The sequence below is a fragment of the Streptomyces sp. NBC_01276 genome, assembly GCF_041435355.1.
Lineage (GTDB): Bacteria > Actinomycetota > Actinomycetes > Streptomycetales > Streptomycetaceae > Streptomyces.
Genome location: NZ_CP108442.1, coordinates 2,832,909 through 2,849,497 on the forward strand (window position 1 = coordinate 2,832,909; position 16,589 = coordinate 2,849,497).

The window sequence follows — 16,589 nt, forward strand, 5'->3', positions numbered from 1 at the left end:
CAAACGGGGGTATTCCATGACAACCGCAGTCGACCGCCGGCCGAGTGAGGTCCGGGAGTTCGCGGCGCACAGCGTCGGCGGCGGACTGGCCCTGCTACTGGGCCTGTTGGGCACGGCGGCCGGGGTGGCCCTGATCGCCTTCGGTGCGACGGCGACCGCGACGGGACCCAAGGCGGCGATGATCGCGGCCGGGATCCTGCTGGTCCTCTGCTCGCTGTTCGCCATGATGGGACTGAACACGGTGGCCCCCGGCGAGGCCCGCGTGGTCCAGCTCTTCGGCCGCTACCGCGGCACGATCCGGGCGGACGGACTGCGCTGGGTCAACCCGCTGACCTCCCGCAGGAAGATCTCCACCCGGGTCCGCAATCACGAGACGGCCGTCCTGAAGGTCAACGACGCCTACGGCAACCCGATCGAGCTCGCCGCCGTCGTGGTCTGGCGGGTCTCCGAGACCGCGCGCGCGGTGTTCGAGGTCGAGGACTTCACGGAGTTCGTCGAGACGCAGACCGAGACGGCCGTGCGGCACATCGCGATCGAGTACCCCTACGACGCCCACGACGAGGGCGGGCTCTCGCTGCGCGGCAACGCGGAGGAGATCACCGAGAAGCTCTCGGCGGAGCTGGCCACCCGGGTGGAGACGGCGGGCGTGGAGATCATCGAGTCCCGCTTCACGCATCTCGCGTACGCTCCGGAGATCGCCTCCGCGATGCTCCAGCGCCAGCAGGCCGGCGCGGTCGTGGCGGCCCGCAAGCAGATCGTCGAGGGCGCGGTGGGCATGGTGGAACTGGCCCTGACGCGGCTGGCCGAGGAGGAGATCGTGGACCTGGACCCGGAGCGCAAGGCCTCCATGGTGTCGAACCTGATGGTGGTGCTCTGCGGCGACCGCGCGGCCCAGCCCGTCATCAACACGGGCACCCTCTACCAGTGACCCCCGGCGGCGAGGACCCGGGTACGAGCCGGCCCGCACCCCGGACGGCACGGCAGGCGCGCAAGCAAGTGCTCCTGCGCCTGGACCCGCAGGTCTACGACGCGCTCGCGCGCTGGGCCGGCGAGGAGCTGCGCAGCGCCAACGCGCAGATCGAGTTCGTGCTGCGCCGGGCCCTGTCGGAGACGGGCCGTCTCCCGGGCGGCGCCGCCCCCATCCCGCCGCGCGGCCGGCCGCGCACCACGCAGCCGGACGGCTGACCGCCCCGTCCGGCCGGGAGCGCCCCACCGGGCCCGCCCTCCCGGACGGTCTGCGTACGGAGCGACCGCTGCGAGGCGGCGACGGCCGCCTCCCGGACGGCCGCCTCAGTCGGTGGGCCACACCGGGAGCGGGCGCACCGCCTCGCGCAGCGCGGCGGCGACGGCCCGGAACTCCTCGTGCCGGGCCGTCCCGGTCCGCATGGCCAGCGCGATCCGCCGCGAGGGGGCCGGCTCGGCGAAGTACCCGGTGGCCAGGTACTCGTTGCGGGCGGTCTCCAGGCGCAGGGCGGTGCGGGGCAGCAGGGTGACCCCGAGCCCGCCCGCGACCAGCTGGACGAGCGTGGACAGTCCGGCGGCGGTGGTGGTGACGTCCGCCCCGGCGCTGCGGCCCGCCTCGCGGCAGATGTCCAGGGCCTGGTCGCGCAGGCAGTGGCCCTCGTCGAGCAACAGCAGCTGGAGGCCGCGCAGTTCCTCGCGCGGGATGTCCCGCCGCCCGGCCAGCGGGTGCTCGCGCGGGGCCAGCAGGACGAAGTCCTCGTCGAAGAGGGGCAGTTCGGTGACGCCCGGCATGCCGAGCGGCACCGCGAGCAGCAGCAGGTCGAGGCGCCCGCCGGACAGCCCCTCCAGCAGCGAGGCCGTCTGCTCCTCGTGCACCTGGAGGTCCATGCGCGGGTAGCGCCGCTGGAAGAGCCCGAGCACGGTCGGCAGCAGGTACGGGGCCACGGTGGGGATCACCCCGAGCCGCAGCACCCCGGTGAAGGGCGCCCGGACCGCCTCGGCCTCCTCCAGCAGCCCGCCCATCGCGTCGAGCACGCCGCGCGCGCGGGCGGCGATCCGCTCGCCCGCCGGGGAGAGCAGCACCTTGCGGGTGGTGCGCTCCAGCAGCTGCACCCCGAGGGCCTCCTCCAGCGCGGAGACGGCGCCCGAGAGCGCGGGCTGGCTCATGCCGATCGCCGCGGCGGCGTCCCGGAAGTGCAGGTGTTCCGCGACCGCCGCGAAGGCGCGCAACTGCGCCAGCGTCGGCTGCTTGGCCTGCCTCGTCTGCCGCGTCTGCTTCAACTGCTTCGGTCCCCTATTACCGACAGCCACTGATAGGTACCTCCGATCACCCACCACAAGAGTAGCTATTTCCGTAATCAATGCAGCTGTGTCAGCATGTGAGATCCGTCCAACCCCTTCGGAAAGCCCCCAAAAGGGTCACTTTCCCGTTCGCAAGGAGAGTTCGTGCTCACTGTCGGTGACAAGTTCCCCAGCTACGACCTGACCGCCTGCGTCTCCCTCGAAGCCGGCAGCGAGTTCGCGCAGATCGACCACAAGACCTACGAGGGCAAGTGGAAGGTCGTCTTCGCGTGGCCGCTGGACTTCACCTTCGTGTGCCCGACGGAGATCGCCGCCTTCGGCAAGCTGAACGAGGAGTTCGCCGACCGTGACGCGCAGGTCCTCGGCTTCTCCCTCGACTCCGAGTACGTCCACCACGCCTGGCGCAAGGACCACGCCGACCTGCGTGACCTGCCCTTCCCGATGATGTCCGACATCAAGCGCGAGCTGTCGACCGAGCTGGGCATCCTCGGCGAGGACGGCCTGCCGATGCGCGCCGTCTTCATCGTGGACCCGAACAACGAGATCCAGTTCTCGATGGTGACCGCCGGTTCCGTGGGCCGTAACCCCAAGGAGGTCCTGCGGGTCCTCGACGCCCTGCAGACCGACGAGCTGTGCCCCTGCAACTGGAACAAGGGCGACGACACCATCAACGCGGGCGCCCTGCTGGCCGGTGAGTGACGGATGTCCCTCGACTCCCTCAAGTCCGCCATACCGGACTTCGCCAAGGACCTGAAGCTGAACCTCGGTTCGGTCATCGGCAATCAGGACACCCTCTCGCAGCAGCAGCTGTGGGGCACCGTCCTGTCCTGCGCGATCGCCTCCCGCTCCCCGCGCGTCCTGCGCGAGCTGGAGCCCGAGGCGAAGGCGGCCCTGTCGCCCGAGGCGTACACCGCCGCCAAGTCCGCCGCGGCGATCATGGCGATGAACAACGTCTTCTACCGCACGCGCCACCTGCTCTCCGACCCGGAGTACGGCACGCTGCGCGCGGGCCTGCGGATGAACGTCATCGGCAACCCCGGCGTGGAGAAGATCGACTTCGAGCTGTGGTCGCTCGCGGTCTCCGCGGTCAACGGCTGCGGCCAGTGCCTGGACTCGCACGAGCAGGTCCTGCGCAAGGCCGGCGTGGACCGCGAGACGGTCCAGGAGGCCTTCAAGATCGCCTCGGTGATCCAGGCCGTCGCCGTCACCCTCGACGCCGAAGCGGCCCTGGCCGCCGAGTAGTCACCCGCACGAGCGACAGGGCCCCCACAGCCGTCACCGGCCGTGGGGGCCCTGCGCGTTCACTTGCGCAGCCGGACCATGAGTGCGCGCATGTCCTCGATCATCGCGGTCTTGACCGCGTCGTCGTCCGGGTCCTGCTCACCGCCGTTCACGCCGAACCAGCGGGCGCTCAGGGTGAAGACCGCCCCGCCGTCGAGCACCTGCAGCCGGACCTGACCCACCTGCGTGGTCAGCAGCGCCCGTTCCCCGAGCCCGGGGACCTGCTCCACCTCGGCGCCCACCAGCCGCGTGCCGGGCTCCAGTCCCGGACCGGTCCCGAACTCCGGACCGGGATCGGCCTTCTTGTGCAACTCGACCACGACCTGGTTCTCGTAGCCGGGCATCCTGTCGGCGCCGCTCATGCCGACCGCGCAGTAGGACCAGTCCTGGACGGGGCCCTCGCCGTGTTTGGTCGTCCTCCCGTCGACCGAGCCGCCGATCCCGGAGAGCATCCGGAGGGGCGCCTCGTCGCACAGGTTCTCGGCGTGCCGGTAGCGGATCGGCGGCCCGGCCTCGGCGGAACGTTCCTGCACGACCAGTACGCCCGCCCACACCACCGAGGCCAGCACCGCCCCGCCCAGCGCCCACCGCCACGGCACGCGCCCGCCGCCCGACGGCGGGGACGGGGGCGCGGACGGAGACGGGGACGGGGACGGGGACGACGGCGCGAACGGAGCGTCCGGCCGGGCCTCCCCGGCGGGCCGGCCCGCGGGCCAGTCCCCTTCGAGCTCAGGCTCGCTGATCATCGCCGGCCCCCGGCCCCGTCACGGCCACGGCCGTGGCGGTGGCGCCGTGCGGGGCCGGACCCATCGCGACGGACGGGAGGTGCCGCTCGCGGGCGTGGGCCCGCAGGTAGCCGACGACCGTGTTCGTGACGGCGACCAGCGGTACGGCGACCACCGCGCCGCCGATCCCCGCGATCATCCCGCCGGCCGCGACCGAGAGCACCACCGCGAGCGGGTGGACCCGTACCGCGCGGCCCAGGATGAAGGGCTGGAGCACGTGCCCCTCGATCTGCTGCACCGCCAGCACCACCAGCAGCACCATCAGGGCGATGAACGGCCCCTGCGTCACCAGCGCCACGACCACGGCGAGCGCCCCGGAGACCACGGCGCCGACCAGCGGGATGAAGGCGAACAGGAAGATGAACACGGCCAGCGGCACGGCCATCGTCACGTCGAGGAAGTAGAGCCCGAGGCCGATGAAGACGGCGTCGATGAGCGCGACGAGGACGGTGCCGCGCACGTACGCGGTGAGCGTGCGCCAGGCGCGCGGACCGGCGCCCGAGAGGCCGGGGCGGGCCGCGGCCGGGACCAGGCCGAGCACCCAGTCCCAGATCTTCGCGCCGTCGTAGAGCAGGAAGAGCGTCGAGAACATCGCGAGCAGCATGCCCGTCAGCACCTCTACCAGGACCGTCACGCCCTGGAGCCCGGCGGAGGTGATCTCCTCGGTGTTGGTGCCGATCGTCTCGCTGAGGTTCTTCGCGATGTCGTTGATCTGCTTCTCGGTCACGTGGAACGGGCTGTCCAGGGCCCAGCTCTTGAGCTCGTTGATGCCCTCGCGCAGCCGGTTGGAGAGGTCGTCGAGGTTCTCCATGACCTGCCAGACCACGAACCAGCCGACCAGTCCGATCACGACGAAGCCCAGGATCGCCGTGACGGCGGTGGCCAGCCCCCTCGGCAGCCCGAGCCTGCGCAGCCGGACCACGAAGGGCTGGAGCAGCGCGGTCACCAGCAGGGCGGCCGCGAAGGCGAGGACGACCAGCCGGACTTCGCTGATCACCTTCATCAGCACCCAGAGCATCCCGGCGAGCAGCAGCAGCCGCCAGCTGGCCTCGGCGGCCACGCGCATGCCCCAGGGGATGACGGTCACCGGATCGGGCTTGGCCGGCGGCGGGAGCGCCCCGGACACGGCCTGCGGTACGGGGACGGGCGCCTCGGCGGCGCCCACGACGGGCGCCACCGGCTCCCCGGTGGCCTCGGCCTCGACCTCGGCCCGCCGTTCGTCGAGGCGCGCCTCCATCCGGCTCAGTCTGCTGCCGAGCCGGCCGAGCCAGCCTGCCCTCTTCGACATCTCGTTCCCTTCCCCCGTCCTACGGTCACACCTCGCACGACCGTACACGCGAGGGGCCCCGCACCGTAGGACGGTGCGGGGCCCCTCAAGGTTGAACCGGCCCGGAGGCGGTTCCGCTAGTACCAGCCGTTGGCCTGGTGGAAGCTCCAGGCGCTGCACGGGCTGCCGTAGCGCTCGTTCATGTAGCCCAGGCCCCACTTGATCTGGGTGGCCGGGTTGGTGCGCCAGTCCGAGCCGGCCGAGGCCATCTTCGAACCGGGGAGCGCCTGGACCAGGCCGTAGGCGCCCGAGGAGGAGTTGACCGCCTGGTAGTTCCAGGTGGATTCCTCGTTGATGATGTTGGAGAAGCACTGGTACTGGCCCGAGGGGACCAGCTGCTGCGCGATGGCCTTGACCTGCGAGACCGTGTAGGAGCCCTGGAGGGGGAAGTCACCGGCGTCGCGGGTGGCGGACCGGCTCGCGACCTCGTCCTTCTCCTCGCGCTCCTTCTTGAGCTTGGCCTCGGCCTCGTCCTGCTTGGCCTTCTCCGCCTTCTCGGCGTCGGCCTTCTTGGACTTGGCGTCCTCGGCGGCCTGGATGCGGGCAGCCTCTTCCGCCGAGCGCTTGGCGTCGGTGTCGGCGGCGTGGGCGATGGCGTCGGCCTGCTGCGTCAGGGACGCGCTCTGGACCTGGGCCTGCTCGCCGACCGGGATGTCAGTGAGGAGAGTCGCACCCGACGCGGTGGTCTCGATGTCGTTCGAGGAGGCGGCGTCGCCGGTGGCGACGCCGACGACTGCGCCGACGGTGGTGACCGCGGTGGCCGAAGCCACTGCGAACCCCCGGACCGAAATCCGGCTCACACGGTGTCCTTCCAGCAGCGTCCGCAGTGACCGCGCGGGCGCGAGAGTGCCCCTCGACACTGGTCTCCGGGAAGGTTCGGTCACTGGAGACGCGGGCCCGTGGGCAACTCCCCTGCGGGGGCTGCCACGTGAAACCGGGCGGCATACGGACATCGGCTGTGGAGTTGTGGTGCTGCGCGTATCCCACGGGAGATACAGGTGTGCCGTATGCGGGGCCTGACGGAAAACAGACTCTGCCGGACCTCGACGCCGCAGGGCAATTCCACGTTGCGTGGGAAAGGTCACACCTGGCATGTTGCCGTTGTTTTCGGCAAAGCCCTGTGCAGCACGACGCCGCCCGGCTAGGCTCCTGGGCCTTTGCCGGGCGGCGCCAACTCGCCTTCCCGCTATGGGGTTTTTGACCCTTTCGGGCCGGGTGGGCGATCGGTGCCGGTCAGAGCGTTTCGAGCATCTCGGTGACCAGGGCCGCGATCGGGGAGCGCTCGGAACGGGTCAGCGTGACGTGGGCGAAGAGCGGATGCCCCTTCAGCTTCTCAACGACGGCGACCACTCCGTCGTACCGGCCGACCCGCAGATTGTCCCGCTGGGCCACGTCGTGGGTCAGAACCACCCGCGAATTGGCCCCGATCCGGGACAGAACGGTCAGCAGGACGTTGCGCTCCAGCGACTGGGCCTCGTCCACGATCACGAAGGAGTCGTGGAGCGAACGGCCGCGGATGTGCGTGAGCGGCAGGACCTCCAGCATCCCGCGGCCCAGCACCTCCTCGATGACCTCGCGCCCGGCCACCGCCGAGAGGGTGTCGAAGACCGCCTGCGCCCAGGGGCTCATCTTCTCGGACGCGTCGCCGGGCAGGTAGCCGAGGTCCTGGCCGCCGACCGCGTACAGCGGGCGGAAGACCATCACCTTCTTGTGCTGCCTGCGCTCCAGGACCGCCTCCAGGCCCGCGCAGAGCGCCAGCGCCGACTTTCCGGTGCCGGCCCGGCCGCCCATCGACATGATCCCGATCTCCGGGTCGAGCAGCAGGTCGAGGGCGATGCGCTGTTCGGCGCTGCGGCCGTGCAGTCCGAAGGCCTCCCGGTCGCCCCGGACGAGCTTCACGTTGCCGTCGGCCGTGACCCGGCCCAGGGCCTTGCCGCGCTCGGACTGCAGGACCAGTCCGGTGTGCACGGGCAGCTCCGCGGCCTCCGGTACGTAGAGCCGTTCCTCGGAGTAGAGGAGGTCCACCTGCTCCCCGGAGAGGGCGAGCTCGCTCATGCCGGTCCAGCCGGCACCGGTGATCGCGAGTTCCGCGCGGTACTCCTCCGCGAGCAGCCCCACGGAGGAGGCCTTGATGCGCAGGGGAAGGTCCTTCGAGACGACCGTGACGTCGTAGCCCTCGGCCTGGAGGTTGCGGGCGACCGCGAGGATGCGCGAGTCGTTGTCCCCCAGCCGGAAGCCGGCGGGCAGGACGCCCGGGTCGGAGTGGTTGAGCTCGACGCGCAGGGTCCCGCCCAGATCGCCCAGCGGGATGGGGGCGTCGAGGCGACCGTAGCGGACCCGGAAGTCGTCGAGCAGGCGCAGGGCCTGACGCGCGAAGTAGCCGAGTTCGGGATGGTGCCTCTTTGCCTCCAGCTCTGTGATCACCACGATCGGGAGCACGACCTCGTGCTCGTCGAAGCGGGAGAAGGCGTTGGGGTCTGCCAGCAGGACGCTGGTGTCGAGGACGTAGGTCCGCCTGTCGGGCAGGCGGCGCTTTGTGCTGGTCACCACGGAAGGACGTACCCCCTCGGAAGAGGTCGGGCCATGAAGACCGGACCGGTCAACGGCACCCCTGCCAGGGCCGAATTCCGGCCCTCCAATCCGTCCGTGCGAACCGCACGCGCGTCCTGGTGCAAAGGGCCTCCCGGGCGGACGGCCCTGTGCCGTCCGCTGAGACTCGACACCCGTGGACCGGGCGTCGACCTGCCTGGGTTATGCCCTCGAACATGCGCCGCCATGCCATGGCATATGACGGACGCTCGGTGAATCCCTGGTGAAGGGTTCGCGAGGGGGCGGGAGGGGCCGAAGGGGCGTCAGCTCCGCGGGGTCAGGTGCCGTAGCGCCGGTGGCGGGCGGCGTAGTCGCGCAGGGCGCGCAGGAAGTCGACCTTGCGGAAGGCCGGCCAGAAGACCTCGCAGAAGTAGTACTCCGAGTGGGCGCTCTGCCACAGCATGAATCCGGACAGTCGCTGCTCGCCGCTGGTGCGGATCACCAGGTCCGGGTCGGGCTGGCCGCGCGTGTAGAGGTGCTCGGCGATGTGGTCGATGTCCAGGACCTCGGCGAGCTCCTCGAAGGAGGTGCCCTTCTCGGCGTGCTCCAGGAGCAGCGAGCGCACGGCGTCCGCGATCTCCTGGCGGCCTCCGTAGCCCACGGCGACGTTGACGAGTATCCCGTCGACGTCGTGCGTGGCCTGCTCGGCCTCCTTGAGCACGGACTGGGTCTGTGCGGGCAGGATGTCGAGGTTGCCCACGTGGTGGACGCGCCAGCGGCCGTCCGCGGCGAGGCCCCGGACCGTGTTCTCGATGATGTTGAGCAGCGGGCGGAGCTCGACCTCCGGCCGGTCCAGGTTGTCCGTGGACAGCATCCACAGGGTGACGACCTCGACGTCCGTCTCGGTGCACCAGCCGAGCATCTCGGAGATCTTGTCGGCGCCGGCCTGATGGCCCTGCACCGTGGTGCTCCCCGCCGCCTTGGCCCAGCGCCGGTTCCCGTCCAGGATGACGCCGATGTGCTTGGGCGACGCGTCGTGGTCGAGGCGGCCTTCCACCCGGCGTGCGTAAAGCCTGTACACCAGGTCGCGCAGCTTCACGATCTTCCAGCCCCTCCGTGCAATGCCCCCGTGCGGATTGCGGTCTCCCCCGAGGCCGCCACATTACTGCGCGGCGGGATCGGGTACCCAACTCGGTCGGTCACAAGTCCGTGATAGGGAGGACATCGTGACTGATAACAATCCCTATCGGGCAGAGCCCTCGCGCTACGACTCCATGCAGTACCGGCGCACCGGCCACAGCGGCCTCAAGCTTCCGGCCATCTCCCTCGGCCTCTGGCACAACTTCGGTGACGACAAGTCCCTGGAGTCCCAGCGGGCCATCCTCCGCCGCGCCTTCGACCTCGGCGTCACCCACTTCGACCTGGCCAACAACTACGGCCCGCCGCCCGGCTCGGCCGAGCTGAACTTCGGCAAGATCTTCGCGCAGGACTTCGCGTCCTACCGCGAGGAGCTGGTGCTCTCCACCAAGGCCGGCTACCTGATGCACCCGGGCCCCTACGGTGAGTGGGGCAGCCGCAAGTACCTCCTCGGCTCGCTCGACGCGTCGCTGAAGCGGATGGGCGTGGACTACGTCGACGTCTTCTACTCGCACCGCTTCGACCCGGAGACCCCGCTGGAGGAGACCATGGGCGCGCTCGCGTCCGCGGTCCAGCAGGGCAAGGCGCTCTACGTCGGCGTGTCCTCGTACACGGCGGAGCAGACGGCCGAGGCGGCGCGGATCCTGCGCGGGATGGGCGTGCGGCCGCTGATCCACCAGCCCTCGTACTCCATGATCAACCGCTGGACGGAGGAGGACGGGCTGCTGGACACCCTGGAGGAGGCCGGCATGGGCTGCATCTCCTTCGCGCCGCTCGCGCAGGGCCTGCTGACCGGCAAGTACCTGGGCGGCATCCCGGAGGGCTCGCGGGCCAGCCAGGGCAAGTCCCTCAACCCGGACCTGCTCTCCGAGGACGTCCTCGGCCGCCTCGCCGGCCTGAACGAGATCGCCGCGCGGCGCGGGCAGTCGCTGGCGCAGCTGGCGCTGACGTGGGTGCTGCGCGACGAGCGGATGACCTCCGCGCTGATCGGCGCGTCGAGCGTGCGGCAGCTGGAGGAGAACGTGGCCGCGCTGGCCGCGGCGCCGCTGTCGGCGGAGGAGCTGAAGGAGATCGACTCCTTCGCCGTCTCCACCCCCGGCACCAACATCTGGGCCCAGCGCGGCTGACCTGCGTTTTTGCCCAGAAGGGGCGGAAAGAAAAAAACGGGCCGGTCCGTGGGGGGGATACGGACCGGCCCGAGGGGGGGGTTCCACCATAACCCTTCGTAAAGCGAGATGCGTGCATTGCCGCGAAACGATTACGCTCCGAATCCGCCCAGCAGCACTCCGGTGAGGGCGCCGGCGGCCATGAAGGGGCCGAAGGCGAAGCCCGCCGTACGGGTCGCCCGGCCCCTGAGCACCAGGCCGAGGCCGTACAGGGCCCCGTAGAGGAGGCCCAGGAAGGCCCCGGCGAGCCATACCCCCCACCCGTACCACCCAAGAGCGACCCCGAGCGGGAGCGCCAGCTTGACGTCGCCGAGGCCCATCCCGGCGGGGTTGATCAGGAACAGCAGGAGGTACGCGGCCCCGAGCGCGCCCCCGCCCAGCAGCGCGAGCCGCCACGAGCCGGCGGCGCCGGGCAGCAGCGCGGCGGCGCCGAGGAGCGCGGCGGTGGCGGCGGCCAGCGGCAGGGTGAGCACGTCGGGCAGCCGGTGGACGGCGAGGTCGACGAGGGCCAGCAGCACCAGCGCCGGGGCGAGCAGCACGTACGCCGCCGCCTCGGGGCGCGGGCCCACTCCGGCGGCGAGCGCCCCGCAGACGGCCGCGGAGGCCACCCAGGCCCCCGCGGGCCCGTAGCGGCGCCCCGCGCAGCGGGCGGGGCCGAGCCATCCGGCGAGCGGGTGTCCCCGGGGGCAGCTACGCCGCCAGGGCTCCCCGGGCTCCACGGAGAGCCGGTACGCGGCGCGCGGCAGCCCCAGCCCGGCGGCGGCGCCGTACGCGACGGCGAGGAGGACGATCACGGCGTGGCCCATCCGCCGACGGTAGACCGCGGTACGCGGACGCCGGGGCCGTTTCCCCTTTCCCCGCAGGGGTGGGGGCCGGGGGCGGGAGCCCCTAGGGTGGCCGCCATGACGCGGTGGGGCGACGGGTACGGGATCCTCCAGGTCGGCGGGGTGGCGGTGCCGCTGGAGGTGGCCGCCTCGTACCGGGCGCGTACGCGCGGGCTCCTGGGGCGGGACGGCATCGAGGGGGCCCTGCTGCTGACCCCGGCGGCGAGCGTGCACACCTTCCGGATGCGGTTCGCGATCGACGTGGCCTACCTGGACCGGAGCCTGCGGGTCCGCGCCGTGGTGACGATGCCGCCGGGCCGCCTGGGCCTGCCCCGCCCGCTCTCCCGGCACGTCCTGGAGGCGGAGGCGGGTGCGATGGCGGGCTGGGGGCTGCGCCCCGGGATCCGGGTCGGGGTGCGGCCGCGGGACCGTCTCGACACCGCCTAGGTCCGCGGGCGCTCGGGCGGTAGGTTGGGGCGGTTGAGCTGGGGCGCGCAGGGGAGCGGCATGACGGAGAACGCGCGGATCAAGGCGCTGGAGCAGATCATGCCGGCGACGCACGGCGCCGACGAGGACATCGACTGGCAGGCGGCCGAGGCCGTCTGGGGCACCCGCTTCCCGGCCGACTTCGTCGCGTTCATGGGGCGTTACGGGGCCGGTTCCATCAACGGCGAGGCCAGCATCCTGCTGCCGCTGCCCAAGCCCGGACTCCAGTGGGACCCGGCGGAGATGTCGGAGGAGACCGCCAACGCCCGGCAGGCCTGGGAGGACGGGGGCGGCCGGGCCGCCTTCGACGTGGATCCGGAGTCCATCGTCGCGTGGGGCGTCACCGGCGGCGCCGACGTCCTGTGCTGGCTGACCACCGACCCGGACCCGGACCGGTGGCCGGTCCTCGTCGTCGGGCGGCACACCGCCGACGCGTTCGCGGTGTACCCGTACGGCATGGCCGAATTCCTGCTGCTGCTGTGCTCCGACGAGTTCGACGTGAGCCCCGTCGGCATCACCTTCTGGGACGTCGGCCACCTCAGCTTCGTCCACTGGCGCAAGGCCCAGCGCCGCTGGCAGGAGGGCCGCAACCCCGAGACCGGGGAGCCCGACCCCTACGCGGGCGAGTTCGCCGACTAGCCGGCCGACCCGCCACACCCGCCACACCCTTCAGCCCGTTTCCCGGCCGGAAACGGGCTTTTCGGCATGTCTGCGCATGTCTACGCGCGTCCAATTCATGGACCGTATATCGGAAAACACGAGCGAGAATTGCGGAATTTGGAGCATTGAACACAACTACCGACCCAATGGAATCAACCGCGCCACCCTCGGGAGAGAATTCCGGCCAACGGGCCACGGCGGGACACCCCAGCCCGGAGCAACTCATAAGTAATATCCGGTCTCAAAAGAAAATCAGGGGTACCCACCCGTGCGACGAAGAATGTTCGGAGCTGCCGCCACGGCGGCCGTCTTCGGCCTGCTGATACCGCTTTCCGGCTGCGGAAGTTCCGAGGCCGGGTCGGGGGACAGCGGAACCCTGCGCCTGGTCGCGGCCGAATACGGCGACAATGCGGGCAACAGCTCCAAGGCTTTCTGGGACCAGGTGACGAAGGATTTCACCGCGGCCAACCCGGACATCAAGGTCGAGGTCCAGCTGCTTCCCTGGGCCGACATCGACCGCGAGGTCTCCCGGATGGTCAAGGCCGGCAAGGCGCCCGACATGGCCCTCATGGGCTCGTACTCGGACTTCGCGGCCCAGGGAAAGCTGTATTCCGCGGACGAGCTCCTCTCCATCACCGCCGAATCGAACTTCCTCCAGCCCCTCGCCGAGGCGGGCTCGGTCGGCAACACCCTCTACGGCCTGCCCTTCGTGGCGAGCAGCCGTCTGCTCTTCTACAACCAGAAGCTGCTCGCGGACGCCGGGGTCATCCCCAAGGACGGTTCGGCCACCTGGCAGCCGAAGAACTGGTCCGACCTGAAGGCCGCCGCCAAGGCGCTCAAGGACAAGGGCGTGAAGTACCCGTACGCCCTTCCGCTGGGCCCCGAGGAGGCCCACGCCGAGACGCTGATCTGGGAGCTGAGCAACGGCGGCGGCTACGCCGACAGCAGCGGCAACTACGCCCTGGCCTCCGACGCGAACATCTACACCCTCCGCTGGCTCCGGGACCAGCTGGTCGCCCCCGGCCTGACCGGCCCGACGCCGCCGTCGCAGCTCAACCGCGCGGACGCCTTCGCCGCCTTCCTGCGCGGCGAGGTGGGGATGCTCAACGGCTACCCGTCGCTCTCCCACGAGGCGCGCGCCAAGGGCATCACCGTCGGCGCCGTCGCCATGCCGGTCTCGGACAGCCTGGGTGCGGGCGAGACCCCGCCGACGGTGGGCGTGGCCGACTGGATGATGGCCTTCAAGCAGAACGACCACCGCGCCGAGATCGGCAGGTTCCTCGACTTCGTCTACGCGGACAAGTACCTGTCGGACTTCGCGGGCCGCTACCACCTGCTGCCCTCGACGGTCACGGCCTCCCGCACCCCGGCGGGCGGGGGTCTCGACAAGACCGACGAGCAGTTCCTGACCGCCCTGCGCGGCGCCCAGCTCTACCCCGTCAACGACCCGACCTGGGTGACGGTCAGCGACACCATCAAGCGCGGGATCGGGCGGGCCGTGGAGCCGGGCGGCGACCCGAAGGCCATCCTGGAGGGCATGGCCGCGAAGGCGGCGGAGGCAGGGAAGAAGCACTGAAGCGCCTCCCGATCCGGGACCTTCGACCCTCCGCCCGTACCCATCCCGTACGGCACCATGACCGTGACGGCCTTGATCCAAGGCCCCGGCCCGGTCGCCCGCCGAGCACCCACAAGGTGCCGGGGCGCCAGGCCTCCCCTCCCCCGCCTCCTCCGCGGGGCTAGTGCGCCCCGTTCTCCGCGGCGAACGCCGTCCGGTACTGCTCGCAGCTGGAGTCCCAGGGCAGGCTGCCCGTCAGCGTCCCGTACCCGGTCCGGGTGACCGACCACTCCACCGTGTACCGACCGGTGTCGCACGCGATCCGCTCGTTCCCCGCCACCTTCTGACGCCCCGTCGCCGGCTGCCCGGACAGTTCCTTGCGCACCTCACCGACCGCGGCCCCCTTCGCGTCGCGCAGCACCGCGTGGACGACGATCGGCTGGTTGCCGTCCTTGGTGGTCAGGGCCTTCTTCACGACCGCCGAGTCGGAGACCGCCCAGGCGAACTCGTACGAGGGCTGCCAGGCCAGCGTCTTGGGATCGCCCACCTGGCGCTTCCACTCGGGCGCTTCCTGCGGACCGGGCCGGGACACCGTCTTGTACTGCACTCCCGGGTGGAAGCGGAGCTGTCCCTCCACCTTGTGCATGTCGTCCTTGGTCCACATGGACTTCATCGCCTTCTCGTCGCCCGCCGGGTCCTGGAGGTAGGCCGTGCCCTGCGCGGCGGTGGCGGCGGCCTGTCCGAGGGCGGGCGCGAGGGCCGCGACGGCGGCGGCGAGGCTGAGGGCGACGGTGCGGGTGCGGTTCATGCACGGCCCAACGGGAGCCCGCGGCGGGCCGGAACGACGCCGCGGGCGCGTTCACCCGTACGGGAGCGGGCCGGGCGCGCGCAGGTGACGAACTCCCGGATCCGACAGGAATACGATCCCACCGCCTCTGGTTGGCTGCCGACGGACACTGCGGAAAGATCCGCGTGCGACGAACGGGGGATGCCATGGGCGTGACGGTGAACGGAACGGTGGCGGCGGGCTGGGAGCCTGTGCGGGAGGAGTTCGAGGCCTTCGTGACCGGCGAGCACGCCTCGCCCGAGGCCCAGCTGTCGGTGCGTCACCACGGGCGGGTCGTCGTCGACCTGTGGGGCGGCGAGGACACCGAGGGGGACACCCTGACCGGGGTCTACTCGATCACCAAGGGTGCCGCGCACCTGGTGGTGGCCCTGCTGGCGCAGGAGGGCGTACTGGACCTGGAGCGCCCGGTGTCCTCGTACTGGCCGGAGTTCACGGGGCACGGCAAGGAGCGCCTGACGGTGCGGCAGCTGGTCGCGCACGGCGCCGGGCTGATCAACACCCCCGAGGGCTTCTCGTACGAGGAGATCGCGGACGACGCGCTGATCGCGGCGCGGCTGGCCGGCGCCGAGCCCTACTGGGAGCCCGGTACGGCGTACGGCTACCACGCCTTCGTGATCGGCGCCCTGACGGGCGAGGTGGTCCGGCGGGCGACCGGCCGCTCCCTCCGGGAGGTCTACGAGGAGCGGCTGCGGGTCCCCTACGGGCTGGACCTGTACATGGGTCTGCCGGCCTCCCAGGAGGGCCGCTGGAAGCCGGTCCTGGAGATGGCGCCGACCCCCGCCCAGCTGGAGGTGCTGGCCTCGGGCGAGCCGCTGCCGGAGCTGTTGAAGATCGCCTTCAACTGGCACCGGGAGCCCGCGATGGACCTGGTCGCGTACGCCAACCACCCGCAGGTGAAGGGCCGGGGCCCGGCCTCCGCGGGCGGCGTCGGCACGGCGCGCGCGGTGGCGGACCTGTACGCGGCGGCCATCGGCGGGCTGAACGGCCTCCCGGCGCTGCTGAAGCCGGACACCCTGGCGGATGTAGCGCGACCGCACACCCCGGGCGCGGACTCGGTCGTTCCGGAGGCCGACCACTTCGGTCTGGGCTTCGAACGGCAGCACGCGGTGGGCCCGGAGGCCTTCGGGCACTGCGGCGCGTCGGGCGGGCTCGGCTTCGGCGACCCGGTCACGGGCGTCGCGTACGGGTACACGCGCCGCCGTTTCGGCTTCCCGGGCGGTGTGGGCCCGGAGAACGGTCCGCTGACGGCGGCGGTGTTGGGGGTGGCGCGGGGGCTGTAGCCCCGGGACCCGTGGATCAGGCCTGGCCGGTCTCGAAGCGGACGACGTGGCCGTCGGCGATCTCGAACCGCCAGGCGGTGCGCATCTCGCCCCAGGTGTCGTTGCGGTAGTCGACCACCAGGGAGCGGCCCCCGTCGGCTTCGGAATCGACCGACATGTGGCCGTGGCAGGACCAGATCTCCCGCTCCGACCAGTCGTCGACGTCGCGGTCCGAACCGTCGTCGGACATGGTCGCGCCGGGGGTCAGGACCGCGTGGAAGGCCGTGCGGTCCCCGGCGTTCACGGCGGTGACGAAGGCGCGGACGGCGGGGTCGGTCAGCTGGGTGGGGTCGATCACGGGGGCTCCTGGGCGGCTGCGTGCGTACCGTGCTGCGTGCGCGACCAGGGAACACCGTGGCGGCCGCGGGCGCGGCGACCCTCACCCGTTCGCCGCCGGACGGCGTGTCA

18 protein-coding genes are annotated in these 16,589 nt (G+C 71.5%); 9 read left to right on the forward strand and 9 right to left on the reverse strand.

Annotated features, from left to right (window positions below; translation table 11 throughout):
- Positions 1 to 16 precede the first annotated feature (16 nt).
- Positions 17 to 928, forward strand: coding sequence for an SPFH domain-containing protein (locus tag OG295_RS12035; protein ID WP_371676871.1), 912 nt, complete (start codon positions 17 to 19; stop codon positions 926 to 928).
- Positions 925 to 1,185: a hypothetical protein gene (locus OG295_RS12040; protein ID WP_371676872.1), complete on the forward strand. Its 261-nt coding sequence runs from the start codon at positions 925 to 927 to the stop codon at positions 1,183 to 1,185. Before OG295_RS12035 ends, OG295_RS12040 begins: the two co-directional genes overlap by 4 nt.
- Positions 1,186 to 1,290: 105 nt before the next feature.
- Here OG295_RS12040 and OG295_RS12045 read toward each other — a convergent pair whose 3' ends face one another.
- The gene (locus tag OG295_RS12045) at positions 1,291 to 2,274 is read right to left on the reverse strand and encodes a hydrogen peroxide-inducible genes activator (RefSeq protein WP_371676873.1); all 984 of its coding nucleotides are present in this window, start codon (positions 2,272 to 2,274) and stop codon (positions 1,291 to 1,293) included.
- 135 nt (positions 2,275 to 2,409) lie between these two features.
- Here OG295_RS12045 and OG295_RS12050 point away from each other — a divergent pair, with 135 nt between their 5' ends.
- On the forward strand, positions 2,410 to 2,964 hold the full coding sequence (locus OG295_RS12050) for a peroxiredoxin (protein WP_030226236.1): 555 nt from the start codon (positions 2,410 to 2,412) through the stop codon (positions 2,962 to 2,964).
- Positions 2,965 to 2,967: 3 nt separating this feature from the next.
- Entirely contained in the window at positions 2,968 to 3,507 is a 540-nt protein-coding gene (locus OG295_RS12055; protein WP_030226238.1) for an alkyl hydroperoxide reductase, read from the forward strand.
- Between the two features lie 59 nt (positions 3,508 to 3,566).
- Here the strand turns inward: OG295_RS12055 and OG295_RS12060 are convergent, their stop codons facing one another.
- The 5 genes from OG295_RS12060 to OG295_RS12080 all read right to left on the reverse strand — a co-directional run bounded on the left by OG295_RS12060 (position 3,567) and on the right by OG295_RS12080 (position 9,286).
- Positions 3,567 to 4,292 (reverse strand): hypothetical protein, encoded by a 726-nt coding sequence (locus OG295_RS12060; RefSeq protein ID WP_371676874.1) that lies wholly within the window; start codon positions 4,290 to 4,292, stop codon positions 3,567 to 3,569.
- Positions 4,276 to 5,619 carry an AI-2E family transporter gene (locus OG295_RS12065; RefSeq protein WP_371676875.1) on the reverse strand — a complete coding sequence of 448 codons (1,344 nt, stop codon included), beginning with the start codon at positions 5,617 to 5,619 and terminating at the stop codon, positions 4,276 to 4,278. Before OG295_RS12065 ends, OG295_RS12060 begins: the two co-directional genes overlap by 17 nt.
- Before the next feature lie 116 nt (positions 5,620 to 5,735).
- Complete coding sequence (locus tag OG295_RS12070) at positions 5,736 to 6,458, reverse strand: transglycosylase SLT domain-containing protein (RefSeq protein ID WP_371676876.1); 723 nt, start codon at positions 6,456 to 6,458, stop codon at positions 5,736 to 5,738.
- A gap of 433 nt (positions 6,459 to 6,891) precedes the next feature.
- Complete coding sequence (locus tag OG295_RS12075) at positions 6,892 to 8,208, reverse strand: PhoH family protein (RefSeq protein WP_030226246.1); 1,317 nt, start codon at positions 8,206 to 8,208, stop codon at positions 6,892 to 6,894.
- Positions 8,209 to 8,524: 316 nt separating this feature from the next.
- A complete protein-coding gene (locus tag OG295_RS12080) occupies positions 8,525 to 9,286 on the reverse strand; it encodes an isoprenyl transferase (RefSeq protein ID WP_266841925.1) in 762 nt (253 codons plus the stop codon).
- A 127-nt stretch (positions 9,287 to 9,413) separates the two neighbouring features.
- On the opposite strand from OG295_RS12080, the gene mgrA reads away from it, so the two are divergent.
- Complete coding sequence (mgrA, locus tag OG295_RS12085) at positions 9,414 to 10,451, forward strand: L-glyceraldehyde 3-phosphate reductase (RefSeq protein WP_371676877.1); 1,038 nt, start codon at positions 9,414 to 9,416, stop codon at positions 10,449 to 10,451.
- Between the two features lie 131 nt (positions 10,452 to 10,582).
- Here the strand turns inward: mgrA and OG295_RS12090 are convergent, their stop codons facing one another.
- Positions 10,583 to 11,296 (reverse strand): prepilin peptidase, encoded by a 714-nt coding sequence (locus tag OG295_RS12090; RefSeq protein WP_371676878.1) that lies wholly within the window; start codon positions 11,294 to 11,296, stop codon positions 10,583 to 10,585.
- 96 nt (positions 11,297 to 11,392) lie between these two features.
- Between OG295_RS12090 and OG295_RS12095 the strand changes: the two genes are divergently transcribed.
- The 3 genes from OG295_RS12095 (at position 11,393) to OG295_RS12105 (ending at position 14,036) form a co-directional block, all read left to right on the forward strand.
- Positions 11,393 to 11,761: a DUF192 domain-containing protein gene (locus OG295_RS12095; RefSeq protein ID WP_371676879.1), complete on the forward strand. Its 369-nt coding sequence runs from the start codon at positions 11,393 to 11,395 to the stop codon at positions 11,759 to 11,761.
- A gap of 60 nt (positions 11,762 to 11,821) precedes the next feature.
- The gene (locus OG295_RS12100) at positions 11,822 to 12,439 is read left to right on the forward strand and encodes an SMI1/KNR4 family protein (protein WP_356220842.1); all 618 of its coding nucleotides are present in this window, start codon (positions 11,822 to 11,824) and stop codon (positions 12,437 to 12,439) included.
- 301 nt (positions 12,440 to 12,740) lie between these two features.
- The gene (locus OG295_RS12105; RefSeq protein WP_371681172.1) at positions 12,741 to 14,036 is read left to right on the forward strand and encodes an extracellular solute-binding protein; all 1,296 of its coding nucleotides are present in this window, start codon (positions 12,741 to 12,743) and stop codon (positions 14,034 to 14,036) included.
- 160 nt (positions 14,037 to 14,196) lie between these two features.
- On the opposite strand, the gene OG295_RS12110 is transcribed toward OG295_RS12105, so the two are convergent.
- Positions 14,197 to 14,823: a hypothetical protein gene (locus OG295_RS12110; RefSeq protein WP_371676880.1), complete on the reverse strand. Its 627-nt coding sequence runs from the start codon at positions 14,821 to 14,823 to the stop codon at positions 14,197 to 14,199.
- A 185-nt stretch (positions 14,824 to 15,008) separates the two neighbouring features.
- Here OG295_RS12110 and OG295_RS12115 point away from each other — a divergent pair, with 185 nt between their 5' ends.
- On the forward strand, positions 15,009 to 16,142 hold the full coding sequence (locus OG295_RS12115; RefSeq protein ID WP_371676881.1) for a serine hydrolase domain-containing protein: 1,134 nt from the start codon (positions 15,009 to 15,011) through the stop codon (positions 16,140 to 16,142).
- Between the two features lie 16 nt (positions 16,143 to 16,158).
- Here the strand turns inward: OG295_RS12115 and OG295_RS12120 are convergent, their stop codons facing one another.
- Positions 16,159 to 16,479 (reverse strand): nuclear transport factor 2 family protein, encoded by a 321-nt coding sequence (locus tag OG295_RS12120; RefSeq protein WP_280919524.1) that lies wholly within the window; start codon positions 16,477 to 16,479, stop codon positions 16,159 to 16,161.
- Positions 16,480 to 16,589: the final 110 nt, after the last annotated feature.

Coding starts and splice junctions, on each gene's coding strand:
- OG295_RS12100 (WP_356220842.1), top strand. CDS start 11,822: ATGACGGAGAACGCGCGGATCAAGGCGCTGGAGCAGATCATGCCGGCG.
- OG295_RS12065 (WP_371676875.1), bottom strand. CDS start 5,619: ATGTCGAAGAGGGCAGGCTGGCTCGGCCGGCTCGGCAGCAGACTGAGC.
- OG295_RS12105 (WP_371681172.1), top strand. CDS start 12,741: ATGTTCGGAGCTGCCGCCACGGCGGCCGTCTTCGGCCTGCTGATACCG.
- OG295_RS12090 (WP_371676878.1), bottom strand. CDS start 11,296: ATGGGCCACGCCGTGATCGTCCTCCTCGCCGTCGCGTACGGCGCCGCC.
- OG295_RS12035 (WP_371676871.1), top strand. CDS start 17: ATGACAACCGCAGTCGACCGCCGGCCGAGTGAGGTCCGGGAGTTCGCG.
- OG295_RS12055 (WP_030226238.1), top strand. CDS start 2,968: ATGTCCCTCGACTCCCTCAAGTCCGCCATACCGGACTTCGCCAAGGAC.
- OG295_RS12115 (WP_371676881.1), top strand. CDS start 15,009: ATGGGCGTGACGGTGAACGGAACGGTGGCGGCGGGCTGGGAGCCTGTG.
- OG295_RS12060 (WP_371676874.1), bottom strand. CDS start 4,292: ATGATCAGCGAGCCTGAGCTCGAAGGGGACTGGCCCGCGGGCCGGCCC.
- OG295_RS12095 (WP_371676879.1), top strand. CDS start 11,393: ATGACGCGGTGGGGCGACGGGTACGGGATCCTCCAGGTCGGCGGGGTG.
- OG295_RS12110 (WP_371676880.1), bottom strand. CDS start 14,823: ATGAACCGCACCCGCACCGTCGCCCTCAGCCTCGCCGCCGCCGTCGCG.